The sequence below is a fragment of the Butyrivibrio sp. XBB1001 genome (assembly GCF_000424505.1).
In the GTDB taxonomy this organism is placed as follows: Bacteria; Bacillota; Clostridia; order Lachnospirales; family Lachnospiraceae; genus Butyrivibrio.
The window spans coordinates 18,192-40,567 of sequence record NZ_AUKA01000007.1; the positions used below are offsets into that span (position 1 = coordinate 18,192).

Below are 22,376 nucleotides of genomic sequence, written 5' to 3' on the forward strand. Positions count from 1 at the left end.
TCAGGTAGAATCTCTTTCTATTATTCTGCAGGGAAGACGTACCTCGCCCCGGAGAATGTCATCTTTATGTTCGATTTTTGAAATCAGACCCTCGGCTGATTTGTAGCCGATGTCGAAAAGCGGAGGTTCAACGGTTGTGAGTGTTGGACGACACACGGTTGATAATTCCCTGTTATCAAAGCCAATAAGTGCAATATCCTTGCCGACTTGGATTCCTGCATCATTGCAGGCATCTATTACGCCCATGGCCATTTCATCGTTATGGGAAAAAATAGCAGTAACATGCTGCTTGATAAGCTTTTTAGTAGCGTTGTATCCGCTGTCTCTTGACCAGTCTCCGTTGATCACATATCCGGGATTGTATGGTATGTTGTGATCATATAAGGATTCCTGATAACCTGTAAGTCGCCATCTGGTGTGAACACTGCTCACCTTGCCAGTTATGGTGGCTATTTTTTTATGTCCTTTTTTGATCAGAAGCGAAACAGCTTCATAGGCAGCGTGCTGGTCATCGTACAAGACAGAAGGGATAGCCAGCGATGGAGAGATACAGTAGGCACATACAAAAGGGATGTTGTTATCAAATATGCTAGGAACTACTCGGTGAGAATGACAGCCAAGATAAATAATGCCATCTACCTGCATGGAATTCATATGTGATACGGCATTATTCTTGATTTCTGAGTATCTGTCTTTGTCTTTATCAGGATCAATACCGAGAGTATTTATACGCAGATTTTCCAAGAGATAACGATAACCCTTTTCCTCGCAACAGGCACCGATTCCATCTATTACAGGAGGTGTATTGAATACTGTAAGATCTTCCGCAAGAATCCCTATTGTCCTGCTGGAACCAGTTTTAAGATTTCTGGCATAGAGGTTGGGATGATAATTAAGTTCCTCAGCAATTTCCAGAATTTTCCTGGTGGTTTCTTCACTTATATTTCCGGTGCCATTTAAAACCTTGGATACTGTTGCGACAGATACCTGGGCCTTTTTGGCGATATCCTTCATGTTAGGCACAATTTATCCTCACTTCCCCAAATACTGATCATGGATTAATGTTAAACGTTTTCTTAATAAAAAACAACCAAAAAATTGCTAACAATATTATTGAAAATTGCTATTTACATATATAATGCAACAATATAAAATCCAAATCAAGGTAAACGTTTACCTAAAACAAAAATGGGGATGAGTTACAAGAATATCATGAGTTGTAGCGAAGACTACAGCTTTATATATGAAAAAGGAAAACGTTAACTTTGCACACAACTAGAAGGAGGAAAAAATGGGGAAAAAAGTTGGTGTGGGTAAAAAACGTGGCGCAAAATGCCTTGCAGCAATCCTTTCAGCTGGAATGCTTGTGTCACAGATGTCTATCGGGGCAATGGCTACGGATCAGGGGAATCTGACCACGATGGCAAGCGCAGCTGATGAGGCATCTGAAGAATTATCTGTAGGATCGACAGACAGACAATCTGACGAATCATCCAAAGAATCATCACAAGAGACAACAGAAGAAAGAACAGAAAAACCTGGAGATGCATCCAATGAGGCAGCAGGTAACTCATCAACCGATGAGGCTGAAAATAATGCGTCAAACAATGCGTCAGGCAATGCATCATCAGAGGCTTCATCAGAAGCATCATCCGACAGCGCATCGGCTGAAGAGTCAGCAGAAGCATCTACAGAATTATCGTCACAAGAAGCTACAGACAGTGCATCAACTGAGAATTCTGCAGATCAGGAGGTGCTTGGAGCAAGGAAACTTGCCGAGAACTTTGATGGCGAACTATCAGAAAACGGTGGAACAATTTCTAATGAATACTTCCAGGTTTCAGTAGGCAAGTATGGTCAGATCACAACTCTAAAGCTGGTTGGAGATGAGTATGACACCAACTATGTTATGAATGAGAGTAACACTCCTTCCCAGAACACGTCAGGCCATGAATGGCTTGGAGAATTGATGCTGGCAACCAAGAGTGGAAATGACACATCATATAGGGATGAGAGAACAGCCAATTCTGGAGACATTCGTAATATTTATGTCGACAATGAGCAGAAAAAGATCACTGTAGTCTATGATCCTTCCCTTGATAGTAGCGTTTCCACAAAAGAAATCAATGACCTCCTTATTGTTGAGACCTATCAACTGGTAGGTGAAAAACTAAAGTGGGATATCAGTTTAAAGAACATCACAGGCGATGATATTATCGTAGGCGATCTGGGACTTCCTCTTCCTTTCAATGAATTCTGGACAAGAGGAGATCAGATTTATGAGACAAGATCCGTTGATCACAGCTTTGTGGGACAGAATGGTTCTTACATTTATGTAACAAGGCCAAGTGGAGAGGGAAGATTCCTTTTGATGACACCAGACCAGAGTACTGATGCAGGATTTGAGTATCAGGATCACTGGCGCACTAATGAGCGTGAAAGCTATGAAGCTGCGTGGTGTCAGGATCAGTCAGGATGGCAGAACGGACTTAATGTCTTTTACATTCATTCTGATAACATCAAAAAGACTAACCGGGGATACCTGCCTAATACCAGTCTTACCCTTGGACAGGGAGAGGAAAAGAACTACACCTTTAACTTCAGTGCAGTTCCAAATCAGGAGTCCCTTGGCTCAGCTCTTTACAACGAAGGAATTATTGATGCGGTAGCAGTTCCAGGCATGACTTTTGCAAGAAATATGCCTGCGAAAATGTACCTTCACACGACAATAGATCCAGAGGATATTTCTATAGATATAAAGTGCCCGGATCAGCTTAATCTTTTTGCAGGGCACGCCTCTACTGTAAGTTCAACTCTTCCTCATCAGGGCGATGCAACAATGACCTATGAAAAGACGGTAGAAAAAGACGGTGAGCAGTATCACGTATATGATCTTAAGTTTTACGATCTTGGCCACCATAACGTTACAGTAAGCTGGCAGGATAAAAAGACAACCTTCCAGTTCTACATCATGGATGACATAGACGGGGCGCTGGAAACTCATTCAACTTTCATGGTTGACAAGACACAGCTTGATCTTCCAGGGCAGACCGGAGATAAAGTCTTTGATGACTGGATGATGGATCAGAAGACTACCAGAAACAATGTTGAGCGTGACTACTTTAATATGAGCTATTGGGGCTGGGGAGATGACTGGGGATTAACCCATGGAACGTTCCTTGCTGAAAAGAATGTATATCAGCCCAAGGCATCTGAAGTAGAAGCGCTTGATGAATATCTTGATAAAGCTATTTGGAATGGTCTCATGCAGGAACATCATAATGACTATCTGGTACATGACTTCCTAATGAATGAGCCAAACGCATCACCTACTTATAGAGGATATGCTTACCCTCATATTTATAACACCTATTTCATGATGTACAAGATAGCCAGCAAGTATCCAGATCTTGTGGACTATAAGGAAACACCCGATACATATCTTTTAAGGGCCTATAACATTCTGTACGCTCTGTATTACGGAAACGGTGTGGCTTATAACTGGAGCACTGGTGTCATGGGAGAGAGCACAACACCGGCAATCATCGATGCTCTCAGAGCAGAAGGCTTTGAAACTCAGGCAAGCAATGTAGAAACAATAATGAACGAGAAATATAGTAGCTTCAAACGCCAGAGATATCCGTATGGTTCTGAGTACTCATACGACAATACAGGTGAAGAAGCCGTTTACGTTCTGGCCAAGATGCAGCTTGAGGCGGGAAAAGATACAGCTAATGCCGCAAGAATGTTGTCAGCTATCGACCTTAAGACAAGAGCTTGCAGAGGAACTCAGCCTATATGGTACGAGTACAGTGTTCCTGTAACTAACTGCGGTGAGAACTGGTGGCAGTTCCAATACTCGATGTCCCTGGTTGGATTCTGTATGGATGACTATATCCGTTATCAGAACAATGGCCTTTCTGATGAAGAAAAGGCAGAGGCTCAGAGACTTAGCTATGCAGCTAAGCTGGGAAATCTGACCTGTATCAATTCAGGACAGATAGATGCAGATTCTGAGAATATTGGTGCCGCAGCCTGGACTTATCAGGCTGAGATGGGTAATCTTGGCGGCCAGGGAACTGGTGGAGGTAAGCTCCATAATGGCTGGAGACAGATGACTGGAGAAGCAGACCTTGGATTATTTGGTGCTGTACAGATCCTTTCATCAGACGTGGCTGAGGATCCAATATTTGGACTCTTTGGATATGGCTGTGAAGTATCTGAGAATAACGGTCAGTATGTAGTAATACCACTTGATGGCCTTTATACAAAATTAAATCTAATAAATGAAGAATTATATCTTGAACTTGAAAGAGATCAGTATACTAGCGCAACCATAAGTGACAGCAAAGACGCTCTTTCTTTTACCATCAAAAATCTAGAGGAAACAGGTCACACTTCAGAAGTTACTCTCTATGGTTTAAACGAAGGGGCCTACACACTTCTGGTTGATGGAGAAGCTCAGTGCGGATTTGTAGTTAATTCTTCAAAAGAAGAAGTTACAGTGCCTGTAAGACTTTCAGGTGTTCAGTTCCAGGAGGTGCAGGTAGTGGCTGGAGCCTTTGAAGGCAGCGTGGTAGTAAATGCAGGTAAAGATTTCACAGCTGATATCTATGACGAAGTAAAGCTTACAGGAACTATAACAGATAGCAGCAATGCAGCTAATAAGATTACTGGAACATGGACAGTTACAGCATCTCCAGAGGATGGAACGGCAACTCTTGCAACACCCGATAATCTAAGCACTTATGTAACCTTTAATAAGGCTGGCGTCTATGAGTTTACACTTACCGCTTCTACTGGAGAGTCAGACAGCGTAGTAGTTACTATTACAGATGACAATCAGCTTCCTGAACTTATAGCAGAGTATACCTTTGACAATATAAGCGGCAAAAAGATATTAAACGAAGTTGAAGGTGGCAAGGCTGCTGAGGCAGTTGGAAACTTTGCTACAGGAAATGGAAAAGATGATACTAAGGGCCTTAGCGTAAATGGAAGCAATTCAAGTGGTTATGTAAGACTTGATGAGAGCCTTTTCAAGAGACTTAATGAAAGTACCATAAGTGCTGATATTAAGCTCAACGAATCTCAAGGCAGCGGGGCCAAGGTATTTAGCCTTGATGATAATGCAGGCAAAAAGATTGCAATTTCCTTTGAAAATGGAAATGAACTTGTTCTTTCAATAAATGGAACAGCCTACAAGACAGGAGTGGCTATATCCAAGGATTTCTGGAAGAATGTAGCTCTAACACTTGATGGACAGACAGCAGTTGTTTATGTGGACGGCTACGAAAAGCTCAGTGTGCCTTGCACACTTACGCTTGGACAGCTTTCTTCTAATCAGTCAGATTACATTGGAAGAGGAACAAATCAGACCGACCCATATTTTGATGGAATTATAGATAATTTCAGAATCTATTCTGTAGCACTGGATTCCCAGAGAGCACTTGATATTTTTGGAACCGGTGAAGTAGTTACTATAACTTCCGCAATAGCAGGAGATGTGGTTACACCAGTAGGAAAGGCACCTAAGCTACCTACACAGGTGCAGGTTCTTTATTCAAACGGCTTGTTTGAAAAAGCAGATGTTACATGGGCTGAAATTGATCCTGAGAAATATAGCAAGGCAGGAGTATTTACTGCAACAGGCCAAGTAGTTGGATTTGATATAACAGCCACATTAACAGTAATGGTTGTAAATGGAAGCCTTGTAAATCTGGCTGAAAATGCAGTGCCTTCTGCTATTTACGAAAACAGAAACGATCTGGGCGGATGTCCTACACTTAACGATGGTTATGAGCCAACCTCCAGCAGAGATACAAGCCATGGCGCTTGGCATAACTGGGGTGGCAATAATGGCGCACAGGCATGGGTACAGTATACTTGGGAAGAGGAACAGATACTTACAGGAACTGACGCTTATTATTTCAGAGATGGAAATGGAAACTTCAATCCTGCATCAGTCAATTACTATTATCTTGATGCTGACGGAGTAACCTGGAAGAATTTCACAGGAGTAGAGGGACTTGGCGTTGAACTAAATAAGTATAACAAGACCACATTTGATCCTGTCAAGACTACAGCAATCAGGATGATCATGAATCCACAGAACCTTGGAAGTGGCGTTATCGAGTGGAAGGTTTATGGATATGGAGATGCACTTTCAGCAGCCAAGCAGGCGTTAAAGGATGATATCAAGGCTTATAAGCTGGTAAAAAAGACACATGTAACAGAAGGCTTTGATGATCTTACAGATGCAATAGCTGCTGCAGAAGAACTTCTCAAGAAAGAAGATGCAAGTGATACAGAACTTAGAGCAGCTGATGATGCTATGGCTTTAGCATTTGCAAACCTCAAGGTTGAGGGCGATAACCTTGCATTTATCGCACAACTGTCAGCTTCCTACACATCCAGTTGGGAATCACTTCCTGCAGTTAACGACGGCAATCTTCCAATAGATTCCTACAACAGCAGGTATGGTCACTGGGGAACCTGGGGAAATACTTCTGCCAGAGAGTCTCTAACATATCTTTGGCCAACAGAAGTTACCTTTAATACCTCCAATATGTACCTGTGGTATGACGGATCTGAGATTGACAATGGCGGAATCAAATATCCTTCTCAGATTACCTACGAGATTATTGATGAAGATGGAAAATGGCAAGAGATTGCAACTGTATCTGATGGTGAGCTGATTGTTGATGACTTTACTGTATCAGAATTTGAGAGCATCACTACAAAAGGCATTCGCGCTACATTTACAAAACTCGAAAACGACTACACAGGAGTAGGTGTTCATGAGTGGCAGATAATAAATGTGGAAAAAGAGGAGCCTGTAAAGGCGAAACTTATCAGCAAATATGGTTCATACTATCTAGTTACTGAGGATGGAACAAAACTCACAGGACTGCATATGGTAGATGGCTCTTATCGCTATTTCAAGGAGCCAAGGGGCACAATGGCTATTAGCCAGTTTGTAACGATTGACGATAAGACCTACTATTTTGACTCAGAAGGACGAATGGTCACAGGATTTATGACCAAGTGGACAAGCACCTATTATTTCGACGAAAAGGGCGTTCAGGTCACAGGCAGAGTTTATGAAGTAGAAGGAGAGAAGTACTACTTTAATGAAAAGGGACACATGGTAGTAAGTTCCTTTGTTGACCTTGAAGATGGAAGACATTATTTCGACTCGGAAGGTCATATGGTAATAGGCAGAACTATTACAAAATGGTTTAAGAAGTACACCTTTGATGAAAACGGAGTACTTATTAACTAAAAAATATGAAGGGGCATTGGGCATGGAAAAAGAAATAAGGCCATTGAAACTTCAGCAGGTAAAAGTCACTGATCCTTTATTCGGGCATTACATCAATAAAGTAAGTGAAGTCATGCTGGTTCATCAGTGGAAAGCTCTAAATGATGAACTGGAAGGAACTGATCCTACGGGATGTATCAAAAACTTCCGTATAGCTGCCGGACTCGATGAGGGAGAACGGCAAGGAGTAGTTTTTCTTGATACTGATCTATATAAGTGGATAGAGTCAGCTGCCTATTGCATTGCAATAGGCAGCGGGACTCGGTTTGAAGCAAAAATTGATCAGGTGATCGATATTTTGGAAAAAGCTCAGGAAAAAGACGGATATTTGAATACTTACTTTCAGATAACAGCTCCGGAAAAGAAATGGACTAACCTGGTTGAGGGACACGAATTATATACCTCAGGGCATATGATTGAGGCAGCAGTTGCTTATGCACTGGCCACTAATAAGGAGAAGTTTCTTCAAATCGCAATCAGGAATGCAGATCTTATTTGCAAGGTCTTTGGAACCCAAAAAGGACAGATTCCTGGAGTTCCTGGGCATGAAGAAATAGAGCTGGCCTTGATAAAGCTTTATAGGTGGACCAAGGATGACAAGTATTTAAAGCAGGCTGATTATTTTGTCAGGCAGAGGGGAACTACACCCAATTATTTGCAGAATGAGATTGATGGCAGAAAAGGCCCGGAGTTCTTTCCTGAGTTTAGAAACTATTCTATGAAGTATGCACAGGCTCAGAAACCTCCAGTAGAACAAACTGAAGCAGAAGGCCATGCCGTAAGGGCAATGTACCTGTACAGTGCTATGGCTGACCTGGCTGATTGGCAGCAGGATAAAGAAATGGAAAAAGCTTGTGACAGACTATGGGATAACATGGTAGGCAAGAGAATGTACATTACTGGAGGAATTGGCAGCAGCGGATTTTTAGAGTGCTTTACCACAGATTACGATCTGCCTAACAGTACAAATTATTGTGAGACCTGTGCTTCTGTTGGAATGATGATGTTTGGACAAAGGATGGCTGCATTAAAGAAAAATGCAAGCTATTATGATACTGTTGAAAGAGTATTGTACAACACTATTTTAGCAGCTATGAATCTTGAAGGGGACAGATACTTTTACGTAAATCCATTAGAGATGGTTCCGCAGTTTTGTACTGAGAACACCTATATGGATCATGTCAAACCTACCAGACAGAAATGGTTTAATGTAGCCTGTTGTCCACCCAATCTTGCAAGGACTTTGGCTTCTTTATCACAGTATTTATACTCCTGTGACGAAAAGGGCATTTTCATTAATCAGTTTGTATCATCTACAGTTTTAATAGATGATCCGGGGCAGGAAATATCTGTGGACCTTAAGTCATCTCTTTTGACAGATGGAACAGTAGATATCAGGATTTCAATTCTGCAAGCTGCAGATATCAGGATAAGAGTTCCTGCCTATGCCAAGGATATGACGATAGTCCTTGATGGTGAAAAGCTTTCCTATAAAGCTGAAAATAATTATGCCGTAATTTCTCTTGAGGGTGGCAAACACACAATCGAGCTTAATATGGGAGTCCATCCAAAATTTGTGGCAGCAGACCACAATGTCAGAGCTGACGCAGGCAAAGTGGCGGTAATGCAAGGACCTATGGTTTATTGTTTGGAGGAGGCAGACAATGGACAGAACTTATCAGATATCTATGTGGATGCTGGTGCTAATCTGCACATGGGCAAGACCTGTGAAGAATTCCCGGGAGATGTACCGGCGATAGAGTATGAGGGATACAGGGTTAAGAGTGTTGGTATTGAAGATGGCAGCCTTTACGGAGAGGCAAGATTTACTAAAAAGCCTGTGAAGATCAGAGCTGTTCCCTATGCTTTTTGGAATAACAGAGGTATTGGAGAGATGGAAGTATGGCAGAACATTTCTATTTGAAGGATAGAATATTACTGCTGAAAAATAATTTTCTAAAGGAGGATATTTCAAGTATGCAAAAGAAAAAATTGTTGAGCATGGCATTAACTGTTGTTACTACTACGGCAATGTTGGTAACAGGTTGTGGTGCAAGTTCTCAAAGCGCACAGGGGGAAACACAAGATACAGCGCAGACCACAGCAGAGGCACCTAAAACTGAAACAGAGACTGAGACACCTGCTTCAACTAGTGAGAGCACTGGAGAAAAGGTACATATTACCTACGCTCAGTGGGGCAATGAGACAGAGACTGCTGCAACTCAGGCGGTGGCTGATAAATTCAATCAGTCTCAGGATGAAATTGAAGTAGAAGTAATCAAGATTGACCACGATACTTATGTTACTAAGCTAAATGCGATGGCTACAGCAGGAGAACTTCCTGATACAGCTATCATGAGCGAAGCTGGCGTTTTGAAATTTGCAGAGAATGGCCTGCTTGCAGACATCAGCTCAATGTACGGTGAAGGCGATTCCAAGCCTCTTGATTCCATAACCTTTAAATATCAGGGAACACCTGTGGCATATTCAGCAGCCAATGAGGTTCTTAACCTTTGGTACAACATAGATCTTTTGGAAGAAATATGTTCCAAGCAGGGATTAAATGTTGCTGATTTCACACCTCCAGCAAGTGCAGACAGTGCATGGGACTGGGATACATTTGTTAAGATAGCTCAGACACTTACTGTTGATATTAACGGTAATAACGCATTAAGTCCAGACTTTGACCCAGCAAACGTTGATGTTTATGGCTGCACAGTAAACACCCTTCCATGGCAGCTTGAAGTATGGGCAAAGAGTAATGGCGGTGGATATTATAGTGCTGATGGCAAGGAATGTACTATTAACGATGATGCTACAGTAGAAGCACTGCAGAAGATCGCAGACCTCTCAGATGTGTATCACTGTGCGCCTCCTGTAACAAGCGCAGCTAACGCACTTGAATCCTCACTTGGTTCCAAGAAGGTTGTTATGGCAACAGATGGAACCTGGAATGTAGGAACTTTCCTTGGACCATCTGCAGATTTTAGATATGGCGTAGGTGTTCTCCCTTACATGAAGGAGAAGGTTACAATTTGTACTGGCGGACCAAACGTGGTATTTGCTACAACTAAGCACCCTGAAGAAGCTATGACATGGCTCAAGTGGTACTACCAGGAAGAAAACAGCTGGTCACTTATTGAAGCAGGAACATGGATGCCTATTCTTGATAAGTGGTACACAGATGATGAATTTACAAATAAGTGGATTGATAACCCTAATTATCCTGACCATGATATGTACAAGAGTGCAGTAGTAGACTACGCAAGAGAAAATTCTCAGTCAACAGCCTGGTATTATATCAACGCAACAGATGAGTTTAATGCAACACTGGATTCTGCATTCTCAGCTGTTTGGTCTGGTGATCAGACAATGAAAGAAGCAATTGATGAGTATTACGATGAGTTAAATGATATTTTCAGTACAAATAATTAATATTTGATATGCCGTGCGAAGACAGTTCATGTAACTTTTGAAACATGGTCAAAAGTGCAGTGTAACTGTCTTCGTCGGCGTTGATATCAGGGGAGAGGGATTATACAATGGAAGTTGCGGGGATATATAGTACAAGCGAGGCGAAGAGTATGAAAAGAGCATCTGGCAAAAGAAAAATACGTACTTCTCAGTCCAAATATAATAGAAAAGAGGAAAGATGTGCCTATTTGTGCCTGATTCCGGCATTCCTTGGAATCACCTTTATAAGTTATCTTCCTACAATTGCTGTGTTTGTGCTAAGTCTTTTTAACTATAACGGTTTATCCAGCCCGGAATTTGTGGGCTTGGACAATTACATAAGAATTTTTACAAAAGATGTATATTTTGCAAGTGCGGTAAAGGCAACACTTTTGTATGCATTTTTGGCGGTTATCGGCGCGGTTATCTATTCTCTGGTGATAGCACTTATTCTAAACATGGATATTTTTGGAAGAACTATCTTCAGATCTATTTTCTTTATACCCTATCTGCTACCGGCAATAGGTGTTTTCAAAGGCTGGCAATGGCTTTATGAGCAGAACTACGGACTCTTTAATTTTATCTTCAGAATGTTAGGCATTCCGCCCCAGAGATTTTTGGACAGTCCAAGGCAGGTAATACCAGCCCTTGTTCTCATCGCAGTATGGGCCAGCGGAAATCTCATAGTAATATTCCTTGCAGGACTTCAAAATGTACCTACTGTATACAAGGAAGCTGCTCAGATAGATGGAGCCAACTCATGGCAGAGGTTCTGGAACATAACTATTCCATGCATCAAGCCAATAATCTTTTATAACGTACTGACTGCCCTTATTACGCATCTGCAGGTAGTCAATCCGGCTCTGGCTCTCACAAATGGCGGCCCGGCCAAGAAGTCTATGTTTTTATCTTATGTTATCTACATGTATGGATTTGAAAAAAATAAGCTTGGATATGCAGCAGCTTTTTCAGTTATATTCTTTGTTCTAGTAGGCATTTTTACAATAGTATTATTTGTAACTCAAAAAGATAGCATCTTTAGCGATGAAGCATGAGAAAGGGGGAGCAGACATGACAGGAAAAGAAAAAAGGAAACTGGCAAACCGCTCAGTTGTAACATTGATTGCCTTATTTTTTGCATTTCTGACACTCCTTCCAATATGGTGGATATTCAGATCTTCACTTATGAGTGTTGCGCAGGTCAACGCTTATCCTCCATCCTTTATTCCAACAGAGTGGCTATGGTCCAACTACACCAAAACTCTTCAAACCTTCGAATATTGGACATATTTTAAAAATACATTTTCAATTATTATTCCGGCTGTGACATTTGGCGTTATTACTGCCATTTTTTGTGGATATGCCTTTGCCAGACTGAGATTTAGAGGTAAAAATCTTATATTCAAGATCTGCGTCAGCACAATCCTCCTTCCAGGCATGGTTACGCTGATTCCACTTTATATAGCGTGGACAAAATTCTTTGGACTTGGTGACACATATTGGCCTCTGATTCTGCCGTTTTTAACAGGTGGAGGATTCTTTAACATCTTCCTGATCAGGCAGTTCCTTATGACGATACCAAGGGATCTTGATGAAGCTGCATCAATAGATGGGGCCAGCCGCATGAGGATATTGTGGACAATTCTTGTTCCTGCGATCAAGCCAGCGGTAGTTGTTGTTGGAATGATGTTATTTATACAGATCTGGAATGATATGCTCCAGCAGATAATCTATATTAACAGTATGAGCAAGTTTACTTTTGCCATTGCACTCACCAATTTCACAGGCTCTTTTGGAACAAACTGGCCAATGGCTATGGCGGCCACTTTTATGACTATCCTGCCTGGTATAGTAATCTATATATTTGGGCAAAAGAGCTTTGTTGAAGGTATAGTTCTGACCGGTATGAAAAATTAATATATAGGGGAAAAAATGAAATACTTGAATCGTTTTATGAAATGGTATCTTGGAGAAAACGATGTGGAAAAAGAGCCGCCTAAGGACGGCTTTTTCCGCATCTTATATCTTGTTGTTAATTTTCCCGGAAAGATGCTAATGATAAATCTTGTATTTATCATCACCTGCATTCCCCTGATTACAATTCCGTCAGCATGGGCAGCACTTTGTGCCTTTACCGGCAAAATGTTCTTAAAGGGTTATGACTTTACCCTGGAGGATTATCTTGCAGAATTTAAAGAAGGCTTTGTTAAAAAACTTGTCTTGGGTATTATGGAGTCTGCAGTCATTTTCTATGGCTATTATCTCATGAGCCTTGCGGGAAACTTTAAAGCTGTCTCTGACAATACTTCATATGTGATCATTATGGGTGCCGGCTGCGCAATATTTGGAATAGGCATTCTTTTTGCGGCATGGACTTTTGTAATGGCTGCTCATCTGCGCCTTGGATTATCAGGAATAATCAAAAACGCAGCCATACTCCTTATTCTGGAGTGGAAGAGCAGCCTAAAGCTTATTATATATACAACAATTTATCTATTCATAATACTTGCTCTTATGCCGTACTCAATTCTTGTTCCAATGATAATTGGTAACTCTCTTTATAGCCTGATCTGCAGCAGCATAATATGTCCAGTGATAAAGCGGAGAATTACTGATCCTTATGAAGAAGCTGCTCGGACATCCACTTCCACATATTAACGCCGTTTTCCTCACACTGATTGTTGAAGAAATAAATCCATGACCAGTGACCCATGTACTGATATGCGCTGCCATCTTCTGCAGTGTAAGTGCCGGTTGTATCGTGTACATCTGCAAAGACACTTGTGTGAACATTGGCATCTATAGCGCGAAGCCTCTCAATTGTAGGAGCTTCAAATGTCTTAGGATCAACTGTAGGGTCATTTTCAGCGTAGACAAACCAGATAGGAAGGTCCTTTATAGCCTCTAGCTGATCATCTGTGATACCTGCATCAAGATAAGCTTCGCAGATTGGATAAGCAGCTGCAAAATAATCAGGATAATTAAGAACCATATCCATAGTCATGTAGCCACCATTTGAGCAGCCGCCGATGATGATTCTGTTAGTATCAACATCCTCGTGCTCAGCAGCATAGGCATCAATTAGTTCCTTGAGATCTCCAAGATAAACAGAATCTACGCCCTTATTATCTGCCCAGTTTCCCTCCTCGTCATATTGCATCCAGAATGTAGGACACTGTGGAGCCAGGATATAAGCGCCTCCCATGACCTTCTGGAATTCATCACCAAAAAGAGAAGTAACTTCATTGCCAAGAGTGTTAAGTCTTGGATCACTTCCGCCCTCGCCTGCGCCGTGGAGCCAGATTACAAGAGGGTGCTTGGCACCATCACTCTCAGGAGTAAATGATGCATATTTAATTGTGTGGCCCTGACTTCCTGTAAATGAACCGGTCATGTCAACTTTCTCAAGCTGCGGATAAATTGCTGAGTCAAGATCTACTGTATTAGAAACGGTAAAAGATGTAATCTCATTTCCATCAGCTGTCTTAATAACGGAATTATCCTTTAAAGATACTGCAAGCTCATAAGGTGAGCAGATTGTATTATTACCTACAAAGATATCGTAGCAGAAAGGATTTCCTGTGTTAGGATCATATCCAAGTTCAAGAGTTATATACTCAGAATCCCCACTCTTATTACCCAAATCATCACTAGTATAAGCAGCAACTACAGTAAGCTCTGTGTCGGCTGTGACGTGCTTATTGGGATCTTCTGTAGATCCTTCTGCAAGTGCTGCCCAGTTAAAAGATTCCTTGGTTTCAACAACAGAGAATAAATCTGAATTGATTGAATCTGCTGAAACTAAAGCGTTTAACTTGATAATAGTCTTTGTTACTGCAGGGCCCCAATCCTGTCCTTCTACAACAACCATCTGATTGCCAGTCAGCTCTGTGACTGCATCTGCGATTGGCTGATTTTCACTTGATGCCATAACGCTTACCTCCTCTGTACTTTCTGTACTAGTACTTCCGCATCCTACTGCCTCCATAACAACTGTTAATGCCAGCAGTGTTGCCATTACTCTTTTCTTCACGTATGTGACCTCCCAATAGTTTTTTTGCATTTCCAATTCTAACAGCAAAGAAACAGAATAAAGTGATTTGTCACAAAATGTATTAAAAGTGGCATGAAATGCAGGTTATTGGTGAAGTCACCTGGTGGAAATTAATTTCAATTATTTACCAATTGTGGCGTTCATGCTGCCAACCTTATAGCCCTTCATGTCTATAGTAACGAACATGAAGCCAATCTTTTTAAGCTCTTCATAGATTTCTTCTCTGACACCATCAGCTGAAAGTCTCATGATGTCTTTGGCCGGAACTTCGATTCTTGCAAGGTTCTCACCGTGAAGTCTGACTCTTTCCTCTAAAAATCCATGCTCTATAAGAACCTGCTCGGCTCTATCAATCATATCAAGCTTCTTTGGGGTGATTTCTTCCCCATACACAAATCTGGAAGCAAGGCAGGCATAAGCAGGCTTACTCCAGGTTGGAAGCCCCATAGCCTTGGAAATAAGGCGGATATCCTGCTTGTACAGACCTGCTTCTCTTAATGGGCTCTTTACCTTAAGCTCCTCAACAGCTCTAAGGCCGGGCCTGTAATCTCCAAGATCATCCATGTTGGAGCCTTCAGCAACATATTCAATGCCGTTTTCCTGGGCAATCTTCTTTATCTCGCTAAATATACCTCTTTTACAGAAATAGCATCTGTCCTTGCTGTTATGCCTGTATCCCTCTTCCTTAAAGGGATCAGACTGACAAAAGAAATGTTTTATTCCTCGCTCTTTACAGAAATCTTCAGCTTCCTTGACTTCCCTTTTTGGAACGGCTGGATCTGCCTCTGTTACAGCGATGGCTTTATCGCCTAAAACTTCTGCTGCAACTGCCAGAAGAAGGGCGGAATCAACGCCTCCAGAGAATCCAACAGCAAGGGAGCCGTAGCCTCTTATAACATTCTGAAGCTTGGTGAGCTTGTCTAAGAGTTCCTCATTTAAACCGTATTTATTATCCATAGTAAACCTTTCTAAGAGTAATTGGACTTTGCTATTGATTGAGCAAAATTATATTGTGCTTACTATTATAACAAGTATTTTTCGTCAGTAAAGCCACCTAAGGTATGATCATGTTTAAACTATAGAATACTGCATGAACTCGTATTTGAGCTGGGTTCCTTCAGCTATTCCCTCTGGCAAAAGAGCTCTCGCAACCAGCTTTAAGTCCTCGGATTCAATATCTGTTCTTTTTAAATTGGCGTAATCGCCGTCTATACTTACTACTACGTAATACCAGGTTTCCATTTTTCTTTTACCTCCAAGATAAAGATAAGACTATTATACTTCTATAGTACTCATCAATTATTGCTACAACATAATCAAAAGTTGCTATTTGAATCCATTTAGTATATTATGAACCACGGTGCCCAATTATGTGGCATCGTGGTTCATAATAAGGAATGAGAGGTAACAAGTTTTAATGGAAATGAAAAATGTTATTGTAGCTCAGTCAGGCGGGCCAACCTCCGCGATCAATGCTAGTCTTTCGGGCGTTCTGAAGGCTGTTTTGGATTCTCCCAACTATGATATATGTTACGGAGCGGTGAATGGTATCCTGGGTGTCTTGTCAGAGAATTATTTGAATCTTACCCAGAAAGCCCAAAATGATAATGATTTTATAGATCTTTTAACTCATACCCCTGCAATGTATTTGGGAAGCTGCAGATATAAACTTCCGGATTACAGGGATGATGATTCTTCTTATTCTTTTATTTTTTCCCAGTTTAGAAAACTTAATATTGGTGCATTTTTCTACATTGGTGGAAATGACAGTATGGATACTGTACTTAAATTGTCTGATTACGCCAGAGTGATTGGCTCAGATGTAAAGATAATTGGCGTTCCCAAGACTATAGATAATGACCTGTGTAATACAGATCACACACCGGGCTTTGGCTCTGCAGCCAAGTATATAGCAAGTTCTATGTTAGAGATTGCGCATGATACCTTTATCTACGCAGTCAAATCTGTTACTATCGTCGAAATAATGGGCCGTGACGCAGGCTGGCTTACAGCAGCAGCTTCTCTTGCGCGTAATGGCTATTCTTCAGCTCCACATCTTATCTATCTTCCAGAAGTTCCATTTGATAAAGAAAAATTCCTTGCAGATGTCAGGGATCAGCTAGATAGGCGCAATAACGTTATAATTGCTGTTTCCGAGGGCATTAGAGACAAGGATGGCAACTATATAACATCAAGTAAGGCCATGGCTGATACTTTTGGACACCAGCAGCTTTCAGGCGCAGGAAAGGCCCTTGAATTCCTGGTAAAAGAAAACATTGACGTCAAGGTCCGCAGCGTGGAGATAAATGTTCTTCAGAGATGTGCCGCTCATATGGCAAGTAAAACTGACCTAGATGAGTCTTTTGCCCAGGGCAAAAAGGCAGTTGCTCTTTCAGAGGAAGGAAAGACTGGCTGCATGGTTGTTTTAAAGAGGTTATCTAATTCACCATACCAGGTGGATTATAGCTACGCTCAGATAAAAGATATTGCCAATGAAGCCAAGTCTGTTCCTGTAGAGTGGATAAATGCAGAGGGCAACGACATTACAGAGGAATTTGTAGAGTATTTAAGGCCTCTTATTATAGGTGAAGCCAGCCACATTTTTGAGAACGGGCTTCCTAAGTTTCTTGATATTTCTCATCTAAATGCCACGAAGGCAGATTGAGATTGTCTTTTTCGACCAGATGGGCTTTAGTCTACGCTAATAAGCTCGTATTCTTTTACCCCATAGCCCATTTCGGCTGCGGCATCAACGGTGTGCTCGCCGTTTCTGGTCTGAACTCTTTCAAGGAAGTGGTCTTTTCCTGGATCATCAGACTTGTAGATGAGATCAAGGCAGGCCCTGTCTATAGCGACAGGATCAGTAGATATGAGGATACCTACATCCTGCATGCATGGGTCCTCAGCTACTGCGCAGCAGTCGCAGTCAACGGACAGATTCTTCATAACATTTATAAAGACCATATTTCCATGGAAGTGGTCAACTACCGCAGAAGCGGCCTCTGCCATGGATTCAAGGAAAGCATTCTGCTCTGCGTGGTTATCCCAGACAATTGCCTGGTCATCAGTTTTGGTGAGCTTGCCTCCAGAGTGGATATTTACCTTGCCTGCGGTGGAAGCGCAGCCGATTGAGAGCTGTTTGAGTGCTCCGCCATAGCCACCCATTGGGTGTCCCTTGAAGTGAGATAGTACCAGCATGGAGTCATAGTTTAAAAGATTCTTGCCCACAATATCACTCTTTAAGTGATTGGCATGAGCGATTGGAAGCTCAACATCCGGGCCTTCTTCGTCCATAAGATCAACAACAAAAAAGTCATTCCAGCCATGCTTCTTAATGAGCTTTTTGTGTTTTTCTGAGTTATTTCTTGCTCCGTCATAAGCTGTGTTACACTCTACTACAGTGCCATTTACGTGTTCAACCATAGGACGCCAGAACTCTGGTCTTAAGAAGTTCTGATTGCCATCTTCTCCGGAATGAACCTTAACAGCAACCTTTCCGTCAAGTTTTTTCCCTAATATGTCAAACATTTTTACCACTTGTTCAGGTGTGATTGTCCTTGTGAAATACACTTTAGAAACAGAACCCATATGCTAGTGACCTCCTTGCTAATAGAGTTGTTAATTTTTCATATAACTATTATTTAATTTTTGATAATTTGATGTCAAGGCTGTTAATTCTACTACCGGGTTTAATATTTTTTTAATACTTATCTTCAGCATATAGGGTGTAACATAAAAGGTAATGTTCACATGAGGAGGAAATTAGAATGAGAAAAAGTATAGTGCCAGTAGTTTTATGTGCTGTAGCGATTCTGACAGCTTGTGGTGGCAGCAAGACAGAGGAGCCAGCTTCAATATTTGAGACTGTAGAGACGGAAAAGGCTCAGCAGGAGGCTGATGAAACAAAGGATCCTGGACAGGTGGCTGATGAAACACCAGCACAGCAGACTGAAAATTCAGGTGAAGGTGTAGAGCAGATCACAAATGAGCAGGCATTTAACGCAGTTATGAACTACTGTAAATCTGTAAACCCTGATTTTAGCGCCGAGATAAATACAGAAGGTTACACTGAGTATTGGGATACTACAACAGATGAGTCTGGCGAAATACTCGTAATTTATCGTTCCTATACAGGAGCGCAGACTCGTTATCACATAAATCCTTCTACAGGAGAAGCTTATGTTACAGAGCTTGTCCCTGGAATTATAGACGAAGAGCAGCCTACAGGTGAGACCTTCAACGCAAGAGATTTTCTTGAGTGAGCCCCACCATTTTATCAAAAAATTTACGAAAAAATGATCACTCGATGCATTACAGTAGTATAATCAAATAGTAATACATCAGAACAACACTCATAGGAGGGGGATCATATGCCAAGAGTAAATTTATCACTTAGTCAGGAACTGTTTGATCGTATTGAGAAAGAGGCCAAGAAGGAAAACGTAACTGTCAACTACTATGTTTGCGAGATGTTAGAGGAGCAGTTTGGTAAAAGAACTACCTATGACTATTCTGTAGCAGTTGGCGAGATGATAAAGGAATCCAGAAAGATGGAGAAGGAGTTCACATTATCTGATCTTCCTACTTTTTCTGATGTGGATGCAGTTCTCAAGGAGTACAAGATAAAGGAGTCTCCTGCGCAGGTTAGGGCAAGGCTTGGTAAGATGTTCAACGAAGCCGTTAGAAAGGGCGTTGCCAAGGATGTTAAAAGAGCTACTGTAGTAAGAGACGGCAAGGAGCAGCTTAAGTTCTATTGCAGAGCGGCTGTGTATGAGAACAAGCTGAGCAAGAGCAAAAAATAAAGTTTTACTTTTTTTATGATAATATGCAACATTTTTTCTCCTCTGGATGAATATATGATAGAATGCAAAATATATTAAATATTGGAGGATATAGTAATGAATCAGAGTAAAGGCACAGGAAAGCTAGTTGGTGGAATCTTTTGTGGAATTATAGCAGTTATAAATCTTTTATTGTTTATTGTTTTTGGGTTTACTGCTATTGCTATTAAGTCAGAGCCAGAGATGATTGAAGAGTCTCTTGCTGCACAGGGATATGGACCAGAACTCATGGGACCTGTAACATCAGTTATCAATGGATTTGCTATTTTCGCATTTGCTGTTATGGTGATCATGATCATTCTTTGCGTTAAGCTTTGCAAATCTTATTCCAAGCAGGCCAAGCTTGCCAAGCAGAATGCAGCAATGGGCTACAATCAGTTCCAGAACGGACAGATGTCATATGGACAGGCTCAGAACCAGCAGTTTGCAAATCAGCAGTTTACAAATCAGCAGTTCCAGAATGGACAGACTACAGGCGGCCAGTTCTCAGGTCAGAACCAGAACAACACTACAATGTAATCTTTTTAGAAAACTTCGGGCATGCAGAAATGCATGCCCGTTTTTTCTGCTTATTTTTTTCACTTTTTTGCTGAGAAATATGTCTAAACTGGGATGTATAATTAAGCTATGATCACATTTAATACACAGATAAAACTAAATTCAAGACTAGAAGACTTATCAGCAGTTAAAATGGCTATCGAGGCCCTAAAAAGGGATATTGTCAATACATGCCAAAATACAACTACTCCTGGAATGGATATAATCTTGGAACTGGCACTGGATATTAAGGAGGAGTGCTTTATCATCAAGGCAAAAGACAATACTCTTTCCATAGCTGCTTCTGATGAACTTGGCTTTATATACGGAATCTACCATGTTAGTAAGACCTTTTTGGGAGTGCATGAATTCTGGTTCTGGAATGAGCAGAAGTTTACTAAAAAGGAAGGGTATGAGGTGCCATCAGACTATTATTACGCTTCCAGGCCATTTGCTGTAAGATTCCGCGGATGGTTTGTTAACGACGAGGTTCTGATAGACGGTTGGCAGATAGAGGGCAGCAGGCAAAAGCCTTGGGAGATGGTCTTTGAGGCCCTCCTTCGCTGTGGTGGAAACATGACAATTCCTGGTACAGATGAAAATGCGCATATCTACTGCGACCTGGCATCGAAGATGGGATTGTGGATAACTCATCATCACGCAGAACCACTTGGTGCACAGATGTTTCTGCGGGCCTACCCTGATCTGGAGGCTTCTTATGACAAGCATCCTGACCTTTTTGAAAAGCTTTGGATAGAGGCAATAGAGAGACAAAAGGGCAAAAAGGTTTTATGGAATGTGGGCTTTAGAGGCCAGGGAGACAGGCCTTTCTGGGCAGATGATCCTGCTTATGACACTGACGAAAAAAGAGGAAAGCTTATAAGTAAGCTGATAAGGCGTCAAATAGATCTTTTAAAGTCTTATGACAAGAATGCTATCTGTTGCAGTAATCTCTATGGGGAGACCATGGAGCTTTACAAGAAAGGATTTATAGATATCCCTGAGGATGTCATCTTCATCTGGGCTGATAACGGCTTTGGAAAAATGGTATCCAGGCGCCAGGGCAATCATAATCCAAGAGTACCTGCACTTCCTGAAGTAGGGGCTAAGGGACGTCATGGAATATACTACCACGCATCCTTTTATGACCTTCAGGCAGCAGCGCAGATGACGATGCTTCCAAATTCACCAGAGTTTGTTAAGAGTGAGCTTGCAAGAGTTGCTGAATGCAAGGCCACAGATTACTGGATAATCAATTGCTCAAATGTTAAGCCACATGCCTATATTTTGGCCCTTATTGCGAGACTATGGGAAAAGGGAACTGATGGCGATGAGCTAAATCTGGATGAATTCTGCACACAGTATTGCTGTGATTATTTCGGACGGGAAAATGCCGGTCTTGTATCTGAACTATACAGGTTGTGGCCTTCATACAGCCCTAAGTACGGACCTAACGAGGATGACAGAGCAGGAGAGCAGTTTGCTCAGCATGGCGCAAGAGTTTTAATGACAGGACTTGTTACGAATTATAACGGAGATGATCCTGCAAGCACCAGAGCAGCTGCCCAGTGGCGTTGGTTTTCTGGCAAAGATAGCCTGATAGAGCAGGTTCAGGATTATAAGAAAATAGTAGAGAGCGCAGCAAGCGGCTATAGAGAATACCTTGAAAAGTGCCTTGATGCAGAAAGCAAGATGGACTCTCAGGGAAAAGAGCTATTGGAAGACCTCCTTATCTGGCAGGTTCAGTACCACTACTACGGCTATCTTGGTGCACTTCATATTTGTAAGGCAATTGAGAAATCTCTTTTGCCGCAGCCGAATTTCCTTGATGCCTTCTATGAGGCGGGGCTTGCTGCCAAGGCTTTTCGTGATGGCTATGATAATATGCGTAGCCATGAAAATGGCGTCTTTGAGGGATTTTTTGATAACGACTGTGAGGCTGACATAAGGCAGTCTTACTATGCGTCTAAGTCTCTTATGGGATTTTTGAGATTCCACGGGGATGGACCGCACTTTTATGAATGGCAGCGCAGATTCCAGCAAGGGGCTGGAGGAGAGAAAGTGCATTTGATCCTAAGAATCAGGAAACATCTAACTGATGATGAACTGTGGAAAATGATACATGAGCATAAGGAAAGACCATCCACATGAGGATGGTCTTTAAGTTTAC

At 41.7% G+C, this 22,376-nt stretch carries 16 protein-coding genes; 11 read left to right on the plus strand and 5 right to left on the minus strand.

The window, feature by feature from the left end; translation table 11 throughout:
• Nucleotides 1-1,014 carry a LacI family DNA-binding transcriptional regulator gene (locus G631_RS0107740; protein WP_035789540.1) on the minus strand — a complete coding sequence of 338 codons (1,014 nt, stop codon included), beginning with the start codon at nucleotides 1,012-1,014 and terminating at the stop codon, nucleotides 1-3.
• Between the two features lie 277 nt (nucleotides 1,015-1,291).
• On the opposite strand from G631_RS0107740, the gene G631_RS18485 reads away from it, so the two are divergent.
• The 6 genes from G631_RS18485 to G631_RS0107770 all read left to right on the plus strand — a co-directional run bounded on the left by G631_RS18485 (nucleotide 1,292) and on the right by G631_RS0107770 (nucleotide 13,432).
• Nucleotides 1,292-7,282 (plus strand): DUF5695 domain-containing protein, encoded by a 5,991-nt coding sequence (locus G631_RS18485; RefSeq protein ID WP_051197010.1) that lies wholly within the window; start codon nucleotides 1,292-1,294, stop codon nucleotides 7,280-7,282.
• Nucleotides 7,283-7,304: 22 nt separating this feature from the next.
• Nucleotides 7,305-9,245 (plus strand): glycoside hydrolase family 127 protein, encoded by a 1,941-nt coding sequence (locus tag G631_RS0107750; protein WP_035789518.1) that lies wholly within the window; start codon nucleotides 7,305-7,307, stop codon nucleotides 9,243-9,245.
• 53 nt (nucleotides 9,246-9,298) lie between these two features.
• Complete coding sequence (locus tag G631_RS0107755) at nucleotides 9,299-10,756, plus strand: ABC transporter substrate-binding protein (protein WP_026488967.1); 1,458 nt, start codon at nucleotides 9,299-9,301, stop codon at nucleotides 10,754-10,756.
• Nucleotides 10,757-10,905: 149 nt separating this feature from the next.
• Complete coding sequence (locus G631_RS0107760; protein WP_051197048.1) at nucleotides 10,906-11,829, plus strand: carbohydrate ABC transporter permease; 924 nt, start codon at nucleotides 10,906-10,908, stop codon at nucleotides 11,827-11,829.
• Nucleotides 11,830-11,845: 16 nt separating this feature from the next.
• A complete protein-coding gene (locus tag G631_RS0107765; RefSeq protein WP_013282097.1) occupies nucleotides 11,846-12,691 on the plus strand; it encodes a carbohydrate ABC transporter permease in 846 nt (281 codons plus the stop codon).
• 15 nt (nucleotides 12,692-12,706) lie between these two features.
• Nucleotides 12,707-13,432: a DUF624 domain-containing protein gene (locus tag G631_RS0107770; RefSeq protein WP_026488969.1), complete on the plus strand. Its 726-nt coding sequence runs from the start codon at nucleotides 12,707-12,709 to the stop codon at nucleotides 13,430-13,432.
• On the opposite strand, the gene G631_RS18490 is transcribed toward G631_RS0107770, so the two are convergent.
• The 3 genes from G631_RS18490 to G631_RS0107785 all read right to left on the minus strand — a co-directional run bounded on the left by G631_RS18490 (nucleotide 13,383) and on the right by G631_RS0107785 (nucleotide 16,070).
• Complete coding sequence (locus tag G631_RS18490; RefSeq protein WP_051197012.1) at nucleotides 13,383-14,807, minus strand: prolyl oligopeptidase family serine peptidase; 1,425 nt, start codon at nucleotides 14,805-14,807, stop codon at nucleotides 13,383-13,385. The genes G631_RS0107770 and G631_RS18490 overlap by 50 nt on opposite strands.
• A 141-nt stretch (nucleotides 14,808-14,948) precedes the next feature.
• Nucleotides 14,949-15,785, minus strand: a complete 837-nt coding sequence (gene larE / locus G631_RS0107780) for an ATP-dependent sacrificial sulfur transferase LarE (RefSeq protein ID WP_026488970.1) — start codon at nucleotides 15,783-15,785, stop codon at nucleotides 14,949-14,951.
• Between the two features lie 114 nt (nucleotides 15,786-15,899).
• The gene (locus G631_RS0107785) at nucleotides 15,900-16,070 is read right to left on the minus strand and encodes a hypothetical protein (RefSeq protein ID WP_026488971.1); all 171 of its coding nucleotides are present in this window, start codon (nucleotides 16,068-16,070) and stop codon (nucleotides 15,900-15,902) included.
• A gap of 175 nt (nucleotides 16,071-16,245) precedes the next feature.
• Between G631_RS0107785 and G631_RS0107790 the strand changes: the two genes are divergently transcribed.
• The gene (locus G631_RS0107790; protein ID WP_026488972.1) at nucleotides 16,246-17,493 is read left to right on the plus strand and encodes a 6-phosphofructokinase; all 1,248 of its coding nucleotides are present in this window, start codon (nucleotides 16,246-16,248) and stop codon (nucleotides 17,491-17,493) included.
• Nucleotides 17,494-17,519: 26 nt separating this feature from the next.
• On the opposite strand, the gene G631_RS0107795 is transcribed toward G631_RS0107790, so the two are convergent.
• Complete coding sequence (locus G631_RS0107795; protein WP_026488973.1) at nucleotides 17,520-18,416, minus strand: DUF362 domain-containing protein; 897 nt, start codon at nucleotides 18,414-18,416, stop codon at nucleotides 17,520-17,522.
• A 179-nt stretch (nucleotides 18,417-18,595) separates the two neighbouring features.
• On the opposite strand from G631_RS0107795, the gene G631_RS0107800 reads away from it, so the two are divergent.
• The 4 genes from G631_RS0107800 to G631_RS0107815 all read left to right on the plus strand — a co-directional run bounded on the left by G631_RS0107800 (nucleotide 18,596) and on the right by G631_RS0107815 (nucleotide 22,357).
• Entirely contained in the window at nucleotides 18,596-19,090 is a 495-nt protein-coding gene (locus tag G631_RS0107800; RefSeq protein ID WP_026488974.1) for a hypothetical protein, read from the plus strand.
• A 108-nt stretch (nucleotides 19,091-19,198) separates the two neighbouring features.
• Nucleotides 19,199-19,630: a hypothetical protein gene (locus tag G631_RS0107805; RefSeq protein WP_026488975.1), complete on the plus strand. Its 432-nt coding sequence runs from the start codon at nucleotides 19,199-19,201 to the stop codon at nucleotides 19,628-19,630.
• A gap of 96 nt (nucleotides 19,631-19,726) precedes the next feature.
• The gene (locus G631_RS0107810) at nucleotides 19,727-20,188 is read left to right on the plus strand and encodes a hypothetical protein (protein WP_026488976.1); all 462 of its coding nucleotides are present in this window, start codon (nucleotides 19,727-19,729) and stop codon (nucleotides 20,186-20,188) included.
• A 108-nt stretch (nucleotides 20,189-20,296) separates the two neighbouring features.
• Nucleotides 20,297-22,357 carry a glycosyl hydrolase 115 family protein gene (locus G631_RS0107815; RefSeq protein WP_026488977.1) on the plus strand — a complete coding sequence of 687 codons (2,061 nt, stop codon included), beginning with the start codon at nucleotides 20,297-20,299 and terminating at the stop codon, nucleotides 22,355-22,357.
• Nucleotides 22,358-22,376: the final 19 nt, after the last annotated feature.